At 42.5% G+C, this 16,733-nt stretch carries 7 protein-coding genes; all 7 read left to right on the top strand.

The features are described from left to right. Positions 1–510 precede the first annotated feature (510 nt). The 7 genes from J3L18_RS15870 (at position 511) to J3L18_RS15840 (ending at position 16,691) form a co-directional block, all read left to right on the top strand. Positions 511–3,759, top strand: coding sequence for a SusC/RagA family TonB-linked outer membrane protein (locus tag J3L18_RS15870; protein ID WP_129569366.1), 3,249 nt, complete (start codon positions 511–513; stop codon positions 3,757–3,759). A gap of 27 nt (positions 3,760–3,786) precedes the next feature. Further along, positions 3,787–5,556 (top strand): RagB/SusD family nutrient uptake outer membrane protein, encoded by a 1,770-nt coding sequence (locus tag J3L18_RS15865; protein ID WP_091163056.1) that lies wholly within the window; start codon positions 3,787–3,789, stop codon positions 5,554–5,556. 77 nt (positions 5,557–5,633) lie between these two features. After that, the gene (locus tag J3L18_RS15860) at positions 5,634–9,248 is read left to right on the top strand and encodes a VCBS repeat-containing protein (protein WP_129569367.1); all 3,615 of its coding nucleotides are present in this window, start codon (positions 5,634–5,636) and stop codon (positions 9,246–9,248) included. A 10-nt stretch (positions 9,249–9,258) separates the two neighbouring features. Beyond that, positions 9,259–10,581 (top strand): vanadium-dependent haloperoxidase, encoded by a 1,323-nt coding sequence (locus J3L18_RS15855; protein WP_129569368.1) that lies wholly within the window; start codon positions 9,259–9,261, stop codon positions 10,579–10,581. Positions 10,582–10,596: 15 nt separating this feature from the next. After that, complete coding sequence (locus J3L18_RS15850) at positions 10,597–12,162, top strand: FG-GAP repeat domain-containing protein (RefSeq protein ID WP_129569369.1); 1,566 nt, start codon at positions 10,597–10,599, stop codon at positions 12,160–12,162. 16 nt (positions 12,163–12,178) lie between these two features. Then, positions 12,179–13,732 carry an FG-GAP repeat domain-containing protein gene (locus tag J3L18_RS15845; protein WP_129569370.1) on the top strand — a complete coding sequence of 518 codons (1,554 nt, stop codon included), beginning with the start codon at positions 12,179–12,181 and terminating at the stop codon, positions 13,730–13,732. A 169-nt stretch (positions 13,733–13,901) separates the two neighbouring features. Further along, a complete protein-coding gene (locus J3L18_RS15840) occupies positions 13,902–16,691 on the top strand; it encodes a glycoside hydrolase family 2 protein (RefSeq protein WP_129569371.1) in 2,790 nt (929 codons plus the stop codon). Positions 16,692–16,733 lie beyond the last annotated feature (42 nt).

The following is a 16,733-nucleotide window of genomic DNA, read 5'->3' as shown; positions in this document are numbered from 1 at the left end:
TTTTACAATACGATATTTTTAAAAAAGTAGGCCATGTGTTAGCAATGTATTAATGAAAGATTCTCAATTTGTAATTTTAATGGATAAATCGACCTATAAATAATTAATTTGTAAATCTACCTATTTTACTTGTGTATACAGTACACACTAATTACATTAGTTCCATAGCCAATATAAATTTCTGTTTTGGCAGAAATCGTTCAAAATCTAATATTATTATAACATTTTAACTTTAATGTTGCTTCATTAGCAGGAGCATAAAAAAGGTGATTACACGGATAAAAAAAGTTAAAAAAAATATACGAGAGAAGTTCATATGATAAAACTTTTACATTTTTTACTTTCCAATACTTCATCTCCCATTAATCTGTTTAACAGAGCTCATCTCACAATCGCTCAGTTCAAACAGGCTACCTGTAAGTGTGCAATTTTCTATTTTAAAACTTAGCAATACCAATTATCGACTTAAAAGCTTAAATCAAATATATTAATCAACTAAATCTCAATCTCATGTTTAAAAGTTTACTCCTAAAAGGAAGATACTTGGGTTTGCTGCTATGCTGCCTGGTATCTTCATTGGTAGTTACAGCCCAAACAAAGTACAAAGGTAAGGTTATCGGCTCGGACGATAAGTTACCTGTTGTTGGCGCTTCCATACGCGTCAAAGGTACAAGCACTGGTACTGTAACTGATGTTAATGGTGAATTCACCTTAAGCCTTAGCCCGGGCAATACGCTGGTAGTATCTTACATCGGCTATCAAAGTACCGAAGTTAAGGTAGGCACCGATGTAAACCTTCGGGTTACACTGCAATCAGGTAGCAGTACATTGAATGAGGTGGTGGTAACCGGTTATACCGCTCAGCGTAAAAAAGATATCACCGGTTCGGTATCGGTGGTTAACGTTGCAACCATGAAAACAGTACCTGCATCAAACACAGCCAGCTTACTTCAGGGTACTGCAGCAGGTGTTACTGTAGTTAACTCAGGTAACCCTGGTGCTAATACTACAGTTAACGTACGTGGTGTGGGCTCTATCTTCAGTACAGCGCCCCTTATTGTAATTGACGGTGTTCAGGGCTCATTGAACGATATCAACCCTAACGATATCGAATCAATGCAGGTATTGAAAGACGGTCAGGCATCAATTTACGGTGTGCGTGGTTCAAACGGTGTTGTGGTAGTAACAACCAAAAAAGGAAAAAGCGGTGCTGCAACTATTAGCTATGATGCTTACTATGGTACGCAAAGGCCATTAAAAGATGGTTTTAAACTGGCCGATACCAAAACGTATGTAGAGGCTATTTATCAATCATACAAAAACAGCCCCAACGCTGACGGTTCAAGCCCTCTGGCAGGAGGTAACCCACAATATGATCCTGGAAAAACAGGTACCTGGACAATTCCAGACTATATTACACCAGCCGGAGCTCACGTAGGTGACCCAAAAACTGATCCATCAACTTATCTCTTAAATCCGTTTACTACCGATAACCAGATCACCCGTGCCAACAAACAAGGTACCGACTGGTTTCATGAGGTGTTTAAGCCAGCTCCGATACAGAGCCATAATATTACAGCAAGCGGCGGTAACGATAAATCAACTTACCTGATGTCAATAAGCTATCTTAATCAACAAGGTACTTTAATTGATACCTACTTCAAAAGGTATGCTGCCAGGATTAATACAAATTTTGCTGTTGGACCTCATATCCGTGTAGGTGAAAATGCTTATATTTTTTATAAAAGAAGCCCTAACCTTAGCAACAACCAAAACGAAGGTAACGCTATTTCATACATCTATCGTGAACCACCTATTATCCCGGTTTATGATATTATGGGCAACTTTGCGGGCACTCGTTCTGGTAGTTTAGGTAACTCAAGTAACCCGGTTGCAGTTCAGGAGCGTTCAAAAGATAACAGGAACAATAACTGGGATATAACAGGCAACGTTTATGCCGAAGCTGATTTTCTGAAACATTTCACCATCCGCACCCAATTTGGTGGTACGGTCGATAATTACTACTACTACTACTTTACTAAACCTGCATATGAAAACTCAGAAGGTAATACTTCAACCAACGGTTTTACTGAAGTAGCAGGCTACAACAGCCAGTACACCTGGACTAATACCTTAAACTATAAACAGCAGTTTGGTAAACATAGCGTTAATCTATTAGCTGGTTCTGAGGCTATAACTACTTACAGACGCGGTATCCGTGCAGGTGGAGGTAACTACAATATCTCATTTGACCCTAACTATGTAACCGTAGCCAACGGTGCTAACCCACCAAGCAACGGTGTTGATCAGCTTTTTGATTCAGGTTTGCTTTCGTATTTCGCAAAATTGGACTACCAGTTTAACGATAAGTATATCTTAGGTGCAACAGTTCGTCGTGACGGTTCTTCATATTTTTCTCCAGGTCATCAATGGGGTACTTTCCCTTCAGTAACCGCTGGTTGGAGGATTTCCAAAGAGGCATTTCTGAAAGATGTTAGCTGGCTTAATGACATGAAGATCCGCGCAAGCTATGGTAGTCTTGGCTCACTTGCCGGTGTTGAAACCCGCTTAAGTAATGCTTACAGCTTATACGCCCAGTCAAACGGTAATGCCAATTATGACATCACTGGAACTGGTAACTCAACTGTTACAGGTTTGTACAGGATACAACAAGGTAACTTAGCTACGTCATGGGAAACTGATAAGATCAAGAATATTGGTTTTGACGCTACTTTGTTTAACAATAAATTCGATTTCACATTTGAATATTTCCAGAAATCGGTTACAGGTTTGTTATTCCAATCAGGCGATCCTTCAATAGCACTTGCTCCCGCTGCCGTTGCAAACTTACCTTATGTTAATGGTGGTAACATTAAAAATAAAGGTTTTGAAGTTGTTGCCAGCTATCATGGCAATTTCGGCAGCGATTGGAAATATGATCTGAGCCTGAATGCAAGCCATTACTCAAACCTTGTTACCGATTTGAATGGCCTTAAATACCAGGATCGTAACAGCGATGGCTCAACACGTATCCAAAACTTTGTAAGGTTACAGCCAGGGCAGCCTGTGGGCGAATTTTACGGATATAAAGTTATCGGCTTATATCGTGATGCTGCTGATATAGCTGCTTCGCCAACCGATGTTAACGCAAGGCCGGGTTTATTTAAATATGCCGACGTTAACGGTGATGGAAAGATCACCTCTGATGACAAAACATTTATAGGTAACCCTAACCCCAAATTTACAGGTGGCTTTACATTCAACGTTAGTTACAAAAACTTCGATCTGAATGCCTTTCTTTATGGTTCATTTGGTGGCAAGATCTTTAATTACATTAAATACTGGACTTATTTCCCACAAGTATTTACCGGTAACGTAAGTGCCGATATATTAGGTCCTAAAGTTTGGAAACCAGGTGCTGATAACAGCCAGGCAACTATCCCTGTATTAACCCGTACAGCTAATGCTGATAACACGGGTGATCCAAATTCATGGTACCTTGAAAGCGGTACCTATGTTAGGTTGAAATCATTGACATTAGGTTATACCGTTCCAAATTCGCAAATCAAGGCTTTGGGTATTAAGAGATTAAGGTTTTATTTGTTGGCTAACAACTTGTTCACTATTACGAAGTACACTGGTTTAGATCCTGAGTTACAGCCATCAAACCTAAATAACAATACCAGTTTTGGTATCGACTTTGGTAACTACCCTGCCGGGCAGAAGATATATAACATTGGTGTTAACGCCTCTTTCTAATATTGAGAAATTTTTAATATAAAAGTTATGAAAAAAATTCAAATAAAACTGATCATACCAATAGCGTCGCTGTTGGTGTGCCTGGTGTATGCGTGCCGTAAGGATATGCTAAACAGGCCCATCCTGCAAAGCTTAAGCCCGAACATCGTTGCCAACAAAACTGGTGTTGAAAGCTTACTAATTGGTACTTATTCACTGTTGGACGGTGTAGGTGGTAATGGCGGCGGTATAAACGCAGCCGGTTCAAACTGGTTATTTGGTAGTGTTACTGCTGGTGATGCCTATAAAGGTTCAGAGCCATCGGATGGTGGTAACGATATCTTGCCGGTAGGTAATTTTACTTATTCTACCTCGAATCCGTACATCAGAGACAAATACCGGCTTTGTTTTAACGGTGTTAGCCGGGCTAATGACGTTTTGCGCACACTTCCGTTAGCAAAAGATATCAGTGCCGATGATGTAAAAAGGATTACCGGTGAAGCTCGTTTCTTAAGAGGATATTACTACATGGAACTTAAGAAAATGTACAACATGATCCCTTACATCGACGAAACGCAAACAGATGCCAACCAGCCTAATGATAAGGATATCTGGCCGAATATAGAAGCTGACTTACAGGCAGGTATCGATAATATTCCTGCCCTTCAATCGCAAAAAGGCCGCGCGAACAAATGGATAGCTATGGCATATCTCGCCAAAGCAAAAATGTTTCAACACAAATTTGCCGAAGCTAAAGCGTTATATGACAACCTTATACCTAATGGTACCAAACCAAGCGGCGACCACTTTGCATTGAACGATAACATGCAGAAGAACTTTAGCCCTCAGGCTGGTCAAAAAAACAGTGTAGAATCGGTATTTGCTGCACAATCATCAGTTAATGATAACTCAGGCGGTAACAACGGTAACACCGGCGATGAGTTGAACTTCCCTTACAACAGTGGGCCTGGTGCTTGCTGCGGTTTCTTCAACCCATCGCAATCATTAGGTAACTCATTTAAAACAGATGGTGATGGCTTACCATTGTTTACCACTTTCAATTCGGGTAAAAAAGTAAGCGGTAAAACTGATCCTTACACTGGTACTTTAGATCCTCGTATTGATATCACCATGGGTCGTCCTAACATTCCTTATCTTGACTGGGGCAATCCTCCGGCAAGTTGGATCCGTGACCCTACAGATGGTGTTTTCAATCCACGTAAAAACGTTTATTCATCTGCCGAAAAAGGTACTAATTCAAGTACTGAAAACTACTGGGCAGCCAATGAGGTTACCTCAAACAACATTAACTTAATGCGTTGGAGCGATGTCTTACTGATGGCTGCAGAAGCTGAAGTAGAAGTTGGAAGTACTGATAAGGCTTTAGAATATGTAAATATGGTTCGTAACCGTGCTGCAAATCCTGTTTGGTGGGTATATAAAAATTCAGCATACGATCCGTCAAAATCGGAGTATACTACAAAGACAACCCCTGCTGATAATTATTTGGTTAAACCATATCCTGCCGGTGCATTTGCCAATAAAACTTATGCCCGTACAGCTATCCATTTCGAGCGTAAACTTGAATTGGCGATGGAAGGTCAGCGTTTCTTCGATTTACAACGCTGGGATCAAGGTACAGGCAGCATGGCTGATGAAATCAACGCTTTCTTCGCATACGATATTAACGTTAACTCACAGCTGAACGGTGCTCACTTTACTAAAGGTAAAAACGAATATTACGCTATACCTCAAAGCGAGATCGACCTTTCTGGTTCAAAAGGGGCCTCAAAACTTAAACAAAACCCTGGTTATTAATTAACCATTGATTTTAAATATTTAACTTTAGGTGGAGATAATTATCTCCACCTTTTTTTATAGTTTACTAACCAATAATGAAGTATACCCTTCCCCTTATATACCTGGTTGCCGTTTTACTTTGTGCCTGTAAAAAAGCTACACTTTTTGAACAGGTTCCTTCTTCGCACTCGGGTATTACCTTCAATAATAAAATTGTTGAAAATGATGCCATAAACCCGCTTACCAAACTTAATCTATACAATGGCGGCGGTGTAGGCATAGGCGATTTTAATAATGATGGCTTGCAGGATATTTACTTTGTTGCCAATACCACATCAAACAAACTTTACCTTAACAAAGGTGATATGAAGTTTGATGATGTTACTTCAACTGCGGGGGTTGGCGGCAGCGGCGGATGGGGCCGGGGAGTGGCTGTTGTTGATATTAACAACGATGGCCTTATGGATCTTTATATATGTTATACTTTACTTGATGATGCGGTTAAGCGCACTAACCTGCTTTATGTAAACCAGGGAGTGGGTAAAGATGGTATACCGCACTTTAAAGAAATGGCCAAGGAGTATGGTCTTAATGTAAGGCTCCACTCAACTATGGCATCGTTTTTTGATTATGATAACGATGGCGACCTGGATATGTACCTTACCGTTAATGAGGCTGTTGCCGGCGATAATCAAAGTACTTTCAGGCCGATAATAACTAATGGAAGTCACCGGAGTACCGGGCAGCTTTACCGCTGCGATTGGGATCCGGCGCTAAAACACCCGGTTTATACCAACGTATCCAAACAGGCAGGCATTGGGACCGAAGGCTATGGACATGCTGCCACCATTGTAGATATTAACCGAGATGGCTGGAAAGACATTTACGTAACCAACGATTTTTTAACCGATAACATTTTATACATCAATAACGGCGACGGCACTTTTACAGATAAAGTGAAGGAGTATTTTAAGCACACCGCCTTCAGCTCCATGGGGCAGGATATTGAGGATGTAAACAACGATGGTCTTGCCGATGTTTTCGAGGTCGACATGAACCCCGAGGATAACTACCGTAAAAAGATGTTCATGCCGCCTAATAATTACCAGATATTTCAAAATTTCGACAGGTATCAATATCAATATCAATACACCCGTAATACTTTACAATTAAACAACGGCCCGCGAATTGGCGGTAATGATTCTATTGGCGACCCCTCATTTAGCGATGTGGCTTTTTTAAGTGGTGTTGGACAAACAGACTGGAGCTGGGGACCCATGATAACCGATTTTGATAATGACGGGTATCGCGATATTGTAATAACCAATGGCTATCCCCGCGATGTAACCGATCATGATTTTATAACTTTCAGGCAAATGGCCTATTCGATAGCGTCAACCCAACAGGTGCTTGACCAAATCCCGATTGTGAAAATACCCAACTATGCTTTCCGCAATACCAATGGTGTGCAGTTTGAAGATGTAACCCAAAGCTGGGGGCTTGGTGCTCCTTCGTTTTCAAACGGATGTGCCTATGCCGATCTGGATAACGACGGCACCATGGATGTGGTTATTAACAATATTAATGATGAGGCATTCATCTACAAAAATACTTCCCGTAAAAGCGCTATAAACAGTAGTAACTACTTCCACATACAATTTCATGGCGGCCCCAAAAACCTGAACGGTCTTGGTGCTTTTGCCGATATTTATTACGATCACGGCAAACATCAATATTATGAAAATACACCTTACCGTGGTTATTTATCAACTATACAGGATATTGCCCACTTTGGCCTGGGTAACATATCTCTGCTCGATTCGGTAGTTATCCGCTGGGATAACGGTAAAAAACAGGTGCTTACCCATGTTAAAACTAATCAAACACTCCAGGTTAAAATTAGCGATGCGAAGCTTGATTATACCAATAAACAGCCCTCTGTTGATAATACCACATTGTTCAAAGAGGTCACTCAATCGGCAGGAATAACCTATAAACATAATGATCAGGATTATATCGATTTTAATGTTCAGAAACTGCTTCCGCATAAACTGTCGGAATATACGCCGGCCATAGCGGTTGGCGATGTAGATGGCAATGGTTTGGACGATATGGTGGTTGGGGGTACTACAATGTATCCCGCTCAATTACTATTGCAGCAGGCCAATGGCAAATTTATTCAGCGCGATTTAGTGCCTCAGCCTAAAACTATAGTCCCGGTTGGAAATCCCAACGATATGGCACATATGATATCCCCTGTAAGAGTGAAGGACGAAGGCATGCTGCTTTTTGATGCCGACGGCGATGGCGACCTTGATCTGTACGTTGCCAGCGGCGGTTATGAAAGCGAGCCCGGTTCATCAAATTACCAGGACAGGCTTTATGTTAACGATGGTAAAGGCAACTTCAAACTGCAACCCGATGCCCTGCCTAAAAACTTTACCAGCAAACTGTGTGTAAAAGCAGCTGATGTAAACCGCGATGGCAAAATGGACTTGTTTATATCCGGCCGTGTGGATCCCTGGAACTATCCTAAGCCGGTTTCAAGTTTTATTTTGCGTAACGATTGCAAGAACGGCGTTATCAAATTTACCGACGTATCCTCATCATCGGCAAAAGAGCTGAATAATATAGGCCTGGTTTGCGACGCCACCTTTACCGATTTTAATAATGACGGATGGCCCGACCTGATTCTTACCGGCGAATGGATGCCGATCACATTCCTTAAAAACGATCATGGCATATACAAAAATGTAACGCAAAGCACCGGCGTTGAAAATAAGCTTGGTTGGTGGAATACAATTGCCTCCGGCGATTTTGACCACGACGGCGATACAGATTACATTGTAGGCAATACCGGTCTCAATACTTTTTATAAAGCAACCGATCAATACCCGATTTATATTACTGCCAAAGATTTTGATAAGAATGGCAGCTACGATGCTTTCCCTTCTGTTTTTCTGAAAGATCAGCAGGGCCAATTGCAGGAATTTCCGGCTTTCGGGCGCGACGATATTGTGAAGCAAATGATCAGCATGCGTATCAGATTCCAGAATTATAGGTCATTTGCAACAGCAACAATGGATTCGGTGATAACCCCCAAAATGCGTGAGGGGGCATTGCGTTTAAAAGTGAACTACCTGCAATCGGTATACTTACGCAATGACGGGGGAGGGAAGTTTACGGCTATTCCGCTGCCGGTTGAAGCGCAAATGTCTGAACTATGCGGCATTACTGTTGATGATTTTGATGGAGATGGCAACCTTGATGTTGCACTTAACGGCAATGACTACGGCACTGAGGTTGCAACTGGTCGTTATGATGCTTTTAATGGTTTATTGCTAAAGGGAGATGGCAAAGGTGGCTTTAAACCGCTCAGCATTATACAGAGCGGTATTTATATTCCGGGCGATGGCAAGGCTTTGGTGAAGCTTAAAGGAGCTCGCGGTAACTACCTGTTGGCAGCTACTCAAAATCGTGACAGGATGAAATTGTTCGAATTGAAACGGCCGGTTAAAACCTATAATCTGCAGCCGCTTGATGCATTTGCAACCATAAAATACAAAAATGGTAAAACTGCTAAACAGGAGTTTTATAATGGTAATTCTTTCTTGTCGCAATCGGGCAGATTCATTAATATTGATGATAACATGGCATCGATAACTGTAACCGATAGTTATGGCCATCAACGTAATGTACCAATTAAATAAACTATTATAAATGAGATGCTTTAAAATATTTATAGCCGTTGCGGGTTGTGCCCTTGTTTTAGGTTGCGGTAGTAAGCCTAAAAAAACACCGATGATGAAAGATGCTGATGTTATACATAACAACATTGATCAGCTTACGCAGGTTATTATTTATGATGTGTTCAGCCCTCCCGTAGCAAGTCGTATTTACGGATATACCTCGCTGGCTGCTTATGAGGCAATACGTTATTCTAATCCCGAATACAATTCAATTACAGCTCAGCTGCGGGGCTTTGGTAAACCTCCCGAACCAAAGGCAGGGGTAAAGTATAATTATACGCTTGCGGCTACATCAGCGTTTTTTGCAGTAGCTCATAAGGTTACCTTCTCTATCGATTCGCTTAAAAAATATGAGGCCAGGGTTTACGCCATGTATAAAGACAACATGGACGATTCAACCTATGCCCGCTCAATGGCATTTGGCGAAAAAATTGGCAAGTACATCTTAAAAAGAGCAGCAGTTGATAATTATCCCCAAACCCGTGGCAAGCCAAGGTTTTTAGGGAACGATAATCCGGGTAACTGGCATCCCACTCCTCCCGATTACCTGGATGGTGTTGAGTTTTGCTGGGGTACTATGCATACTTTCGCCGTTGACACCTCAACCATGTTTCCTTTGCCGCCGCCACCTGCTTTTAGTGAGGATAAAAACAGCGAGTATTTTAGACAAACAATGGAGGTGTATAACCAAAGCAAAAACATTACGCCCGAGCAAAAAACTATTGCAAAGTTTTGGGACGATAATCCTTTTGTTATTGAGCATAATGGCCACATGATGTTTGCCAACAAAAAAATCACCCCTGGTGGTCACTGGATCGGCATAACCGCAATTGCCTGCAAGCAAACCCATGCCGATGTAATAAAAACTGCGCAGGCCTATGCGCTTACTTCAATAGCTTTGTTTGATGCTTTTATTTGCGGCTGGCAGGTTAAATATGAAACTAATTATATAAGACCGGTAACCATTATCAATGATAAAATTGACCACGACTGGCTGCCAATGCTGCAAACACCACCATTTCCTGAGTATCCGAGCGGCCACAGCGATATCAGCGGTGCATCTGCAGTGGTGCTTACTCATTTATTTGGAGATAATTTTGCCTATCAGGATACCAGTGACCTGCGTTATATAGGTATGCAGCGCCATTTCGATTCATTTTTGAAAGCTGCCGACGAAACTTCAATAAGCAGGTTTTACGGCGGTATCCACTTCCTCAACAGCGTTAATCAGGGCGCTGTACAAGGAAAACAGGTAGGCGAATACATTTGGAAAAAATTAAAACTTAAAAATTAAGGGCTGAGCTATTTTATGAATTTTAAAAAAAGCTTATTAACCATATCATACCTTTTTTCATTTTCTGCAATATTAGCTGGTTTAACGCTCATTAATAGCTGCAAGCGTAAACCGGCATATCAACCTTATAAATTTACCGGGGATGTGATAGTTGATGGTAAAAAACTGGTACAATTAAAGTGTACCCGCTGCCACTCGTTAGTGCCTGTTGATGCATTACCTAAAGATGTTTGGCTTAACCACACGTTGGTTAATATGGCCCCGCTGCTGCATATTTCAACTTATGGCGGTTCGTCATACTATAAGGATAATCCGCTTGATACTACCGGCGCCACTATTGCCGAATGGACAGCCATTTTGGAATATTATAAAAAAGCTGCACCCGATACATTGCTGCCGGCTAAAAAACCAATCCCATTAATAAATGATTGGGCTGGTTTTACACTTAGAAAGCCTGCACGGGTAGGTTATACCGCTTTTACTACTATGCTTGCTGCCAATGTAACTACAGGGCGTATGTACAGTGCCGACGCTGTGGATGAAAAATTGTATGCCTGGAACAGTAATTTAAAAATGGACTCCCTCGCCAAATTTCCATCAGCCGCAGTTGGGGTTAGTTTTGACAAGGATAGTGCCGGGAATAATATAGGCTTTTTCGCCTGTATTGGGCGTATGGCACCGGTTGATTTTCCGAATGGTAAAGTAGTTAAAGTGAACCTTGATGCGCAGCATGTTAATAACGAGCAAACTTATATTGCATCTGATTTACCCCGGCCTGTTGGCACAATAACAGGCGATTTTAATAAGGACGGTTTGCAGGATGTTGTAGTTTGCGGTCAGGGCAAGTTTAAAGGAGGCGTTTACCTGCTTAAGCAAAATAAGGATCATACGTATGAGCAACAAACCATTTATGACAAGCCGGGCGCTGCACAAGCTTTAGCCGGCGATTTTAATAATGATGGCTGGACAGATGTAATGCTGTTAACCGGAAGCGGTGATGAAGGCCTTTGGTTGTTGTTGAATGATCAAAAAGGAGGATTTACAACCCGGAACCTGCTGCATTTTCCGCCGGTTTATGGTTCAAGCAGTTTTCAATTGGTTGATATGGATCATGACGGCAAACTTGACCTGGTACTAACCTGCGGCTACAACTACCGTGATTCGAGGATTCTGAAGCCTTACCACGGCTTATACATTTTTACCAATACGGGCGACTGGAGCTTTAAACAACGCTGGTTTTACCCTATAAATGGTTGTACAAAAGCCATTGCCGCTGATTTTGATGGTGATGGCGATATCGATATTGCTACGATAGCTTTCTTTGCCGATATGAAAAATACGCCTGCCGAAGAGTTTGTTTACTTTGAACAGGCTAAACCTTTAGATTTTAAACCTCATGCTTTACCGATTAGCAACCTTGGCCATTGGATGTGTATGGAAATGACCGACCTGAACAAGGACGGCAAACCAGACATTGTATTAGGTAATTATGCAGATGGTTTTATGTTCCAGGATGGTTTTAAACCTAATTGGGATCAGCACCTGCCACTGATAATGCTTGAAAATCACACCAAAAAGTAAAGCGATACCGAGCTGTATGAGGAAAGTAGGAGGGGTGAGCATAATAGAACGAAACGCATTGTTGCTGACTATAATATTCGCAGCTGTTGTTATTGCCGCATTGAATAGTTGCGGCGATAATGAACCGAGCGACGAGGACCTTTTGGCCGACGCAAAAAAAACGGCGTTCCAACATTGCGGCAGCTGCCATGAACCCCCCGATGCTTCTTTACTGGATAGTGCCACCTGGGACAAGCACATATTACCGGCCATGGGAGCAAAACTTGGCATGCGCCCTTTTATGGACCAGTATATAGCAGGTCCGGGGGCCACGCTGTCTCTTGCTGACTGGACAAAGATTGTTGCGTACTATAAGTACGCCTCACCCAAAAAACTAAAAATTCCCAAACCGGATGCCCTGCTCGATTCGGCTATATTTTCGGTGAAAAGGCCTGCTAATGTTGATACTACATCTGGGGAGGCCATGACCACCATGGTTAAGTTTAACCCTGTCGATAACCATTTTTATACAGGCGATGCCGGTAATAAGCTTTATCGCTGGAGTAGTGATCTTACAGCTACCCTGGTGAAAAAATTCCATTCGCCAATAACCGATGCTACCTTTTATCAGTCGGCAACCGAACCTAACAGCGCCGTAGTTACCTGCATCGGGATCCTTCCGCCTAATGATCAACTCAAAGGAACCTTAACACATATTAATCTCGACAAAAAATCAAAAGATACCACCCTAATGGCCGATAGTCTGCCACGCCCGGTTAAAAGTGCGGCGGCCGACTTTAACAAAGATGGCCTGATGGATTATATTAGTTGCGGTTTTGGCCGCGACCGGGGTGGTTTGTTCCTATTACAGCAACAAACTAATCATACATTCAAAAGAAAGATCATCCGTGCAGTTCCTGGTCCTGAAATAGTTTATACCGGCGATTTTAACGGCGATGGCTGGCCTGATATTGCCTGCCTGTTTGCCCAGGCCGATGAAGGGATCTGGCTGTTTCTGAACGATAAAAAGGGAGGATTTACTACCCAAAATATCATACGTTTTCCATCGGTTTACGGGTCGAGCAGTTTCCAGTTGGTGGATGTTAACCACGATGGTAAACTTGATATAGTTTACACCTGTGGAGATAACAATGATTACTCGCCTATATTTAAGCCCTATCATGGAGTTTATATATTTACCAATCAAGGCAACTGGAAATTTATACAAACCTACTTTTGCCATATCAACGGCTGCTCCAAAGCAATAGCCGCCGATTTTGATAAGGACGGAGATCTTGATCTTGCTGTAATAGCTTTCTTTCCTGATTATAAATATCATCCTACCGAAGGTTTTACCTATCACGAGCAGGTTAGCCCGGGCAAGTTTGAAGTACACGAGGTTCCCGTTAATTTATTAGGTCGTTGGATTTCGATGGAAGCCGGTGATATTGATGGCGATGGCGATACTGATCTGGTTTTGGGCAATTTTTCGGTAGGGGCCCAGGGCCTCATGAACCAAAAGGATTATAAACCTAATTGGGACATGTACGAGCCGATTATTGTACTGCAGAATAAAACGATTAAAAAGTAGGGTTTCATTAACCGTTTTAATAAGGACAGAGGTTGTCTTGATAAGAAACTGGTAAATTGATTACTAAAGCCCCAAAACGTATCATTTGTACAACAAATTGATAAATAAGTACCGCTGTATCTGGTTGTATGTTAAGTAGTTTTACCATACTTATTTATTGATATACTAAATGAACAAAAGTATCTGCTCAGCTTTAGGTGTTATAGCTGCCTGTATTTTACCTGCCTTTGTTTTGGCACAATCAGGAGTTGTAAAACAGGTTAAATTAAGCAATTTCGATTTGCAATCATCGGCCTTGGTAAATGCAACAGGCACTGAACTTTCCAATACACAATACCACTCGCCGGTGTATTGGTTTCCCGTAAAAGTACCATCAACAGTACTTACCGGACTGGTGGCCAATCACATCTATCCAGATCCATACCAGGGTCTTAATAATATGCTGATCCCCGATGCCTCCGACCAGTTTAACAAAGAATATAACCTGGAACAATATAGTCATCTGCCTAATGACCCTAACCCATGGAAAAAGCCTTATTGGTACCGCACTACCTTTAAAGTGCCGGCTGCAGATAAAGGCCGTCGTTTTCAATTGATCTTTAAAGGTATTAACTACCGGGCAGCTGTATGGCTTAACGGCAAGCAAATTGCCGACAGTACCCAGATGGCTGGTATGTTTGCTGAACATAACCTTGATGTAAGCAATATAGTTAAAGCTGGGGCTGAAAATGCCCTCGCCGTGAAAATTTACCCGCTTGATTATCCGGGATATCCTGCAAAGGAGCAGTTGAAAGCCCTCGGCCCGTTTTATGAAAATGGCGGCCCAACGGGTGATATCGGCAAAAACGTAACTATGCTTTGTTCATCAGGATGGGATTGGATCCCGCCCGTGCGCGACCGTAATATGGGGATCTGGCAGCCAGTGTTTTTACGCACAAGTGGCGCGGTAACTATCGGCAGGCCAAAGCTGATTACGGATTTGCCAAGCCTGCCTGATACCGGTACAGCCAAGCTTTCATTAAACCTGACATTAACCAATAATACAACTGCAACACATGGCGGTAAACTAACCGTCAGCATAAAGCCCGAAAATTTTGCAGGCGCACCGGTTCAGTTTAGTCAGCCAGTCGTTGTACTTGCTGGTGCCGAAAAAGCGGTTGAGTTAAACGCTGATAAGATTAGCCAGCTGATAATCCATCAGCCTAAATTATGGTGGCCTAATGGTTATGGCAAAGCAAACCTGTACCGGATCCGCATGCAGTACGCTGAAGGGAATACTGTGAGCGATGATACCACTTTTGTTTTTGGCATCCGCAAGGTGGCTTCAAAAGCCGAAACTACAGCCAATGGTTTTGTGCGCCGTAAGTTTTATGTTAATGGGAAGGAAGTGCATTTGGTAGGTGGCGCCTGGGTACCGGATATGATGGTGAACCGCGATTCGGCCCGTTACGATTATGAGATGCACCTGTGCCGTAACGCCAACGTAAACCTGGTACGTATCTGGGGAGGTGGTGTTACCGAGCCGGATGCTTTCTGGAATGCTGCCGATAAATACGGGCAGATGGTATGGTCAGACTTTTGGATTACCGGCGATACCCAGGGTGAATTTAAAGGTTCGCCTGATTGGCCGCTGGAGGGTAACGTATTCATCAAAAACGTAGAAAGTACCATCTACCGCATCCGCAACCATCCAAGCTTATTGGTATGGACAGGTGGCAACGAAGGCCATGCCCGTAAAGAGCTATATGATATAATGCGTAATGATATTATCACTTTAGATGGTACACGTCCCTTCATTCCAAGTTCGTCGGGCTTTGCCAAACTGCCGGAAGGCTGGAAGGGTTCGTGGCCTGATGATATGCCGTCGGGCGTTTATAGTGGTGGCCCATATGAATGGAAAGACCCCAAAGACTATTATAAACTGGCCGATGCTGCTAAAGACTGGGTGTTTAAAGACGAAACCGGCCTGCCGTCACAACCACCGTATACAACGCTGCCAAAGATCATCCCTAATTTGGTTTGGGATACCAATTTGCCATTCCCGCTTAATAATTCATGGGGCTACCATGACGCGGCAACCGGAGCCGGTAAATATGATAAGTATTATGAAGAAATGACCAAAAGGTATGGCAAGCCAAGTAGTATCGTTAATTTTTCGGACAAGATGCAGCTCATGAACGCTTTAGGTTACCAGGGTATTTTTGAAGCTGATGGCCATAAACTGAACGAAACCGGCGGCGTTATGCTCTGGAAACTAAATGCGGCCCTGCCAAGTGTAATATGGCAGATCTACGATTGGTACCTTGAACCTAATGCAGGTTACTACACCATGCAAAATGCCTGCGAGCCTATCCACATTCAGTATAATTATGATAATTCATCAATAGCAATCATCAACCGTACACACCATGCCACCGGAAGCTTAACTGCTACGGCCGATATTTATGATATCAACAGTAAGCTGATTAAATCAGAAAAGGTTGGCAATGTAGGATTGGCGCAAACTGGTGTTAAGGAAGTGATTCAGCTCAAAGATGCACTTGCCGCTACCAAAGGCGTAAGTTTTGTAGTGTTGAACCTGACTAATGCGGCAGGTAAAACCGTATCACATAATGTTTACTGGCTATCGGCCACTGATGACTTTAAGTCATTAAACGATATGAAACATGCACAGGTGCAGGGAAAAGTGATCAAAGCTGAAAAAGGATTAAGCGAAAATAAGTGGACTATGCAGTTTACCAATAACTCCAATCAACTGGCATTCTTTGTCCGCCCGCAATTGATGAAAAACGGCGAGGAGGTTATGCCAAGTTATTGGACTGGTAATTACTTTAGCTTGGCACCACATGAAAGGATTATAGTATCGGTAAGTGCCCCGGTAGCCAAATTAGGCGCGGCAAAATCAACCGTATTACTCGAAGGCTGGAATCTGGATAAGCAGGTGATAACATTGCCCTGAAATTTTTAAAACTTAATATGTTCGCAAAGGCGCGAAGACGCA

Source organism: Mucilaginibacter gossypii, assembly GCF_017569325.2.
In the GTDB taxonomy this organism is placed as follows: Bacteria; Bacteroidota; Bacteroidia; order Sphingobacteriales; family Sphingobacteriaceae; genus Mucilaginibacter; species Mucilaginibacter gossypii.
This window is presented reverse-complemented; position numbering and strand designations above follow the sequence as displayed.

Excerpts from the sequence above, each read along its gene's own strand:
- J3L18_RS15860 (WP_129569367.1), top strand. The coding sequence starts at position 5,634 with ATGAAGTATACCCTTCCCCTTATATACCTGGTTGCCGTTTTACTTTGT.
- J3L18_RS15850 (WP_129569369.1), top strand. The coding sequence starts at position 10,597 with ATGAATTTTAAAAAAAGCTTATTAACCATATCATACCTTTTTTCATTT.
- J3L18_RS15865 (WP_091163056.1), top strand. The coding sequence starts at position 3,787 with ATGAAAAAAATTCAAATAAAACTGATCATACCAATAGCGTCGCTGTTG.
- J3L18_RS15870 (WP_129569366.1), top strand. The coding sequence starts at position 511 with ATGTTTAAAAGTTTACTCCTAAAAGGAAGATACTTGGGTTTGCTGCTA.
- J3L18_RS15840 (WP_129569371.1), top strand. The coding sequence starts at position 13,902 with ATGAACAAAAGTATCTGCTCAGCTTTAGGTGTTATAGCTGCCTGTATT.
- J3L18_RS15855 (WP_129569368.1), top strand. The coding sequence starts at position 9,259 with ATGAGATGCTTTAAAATATTTATAGCCGTTGCGGGTTGTGCCCTTGTT.
- J3L18_RS15845 (WP_129569370.1), top strand. The coding sequence starts at position 12,179 with ATGAGGAAAGTAGGAGGGGTGAGCATAATAGAACGAAACGCATTGTTG.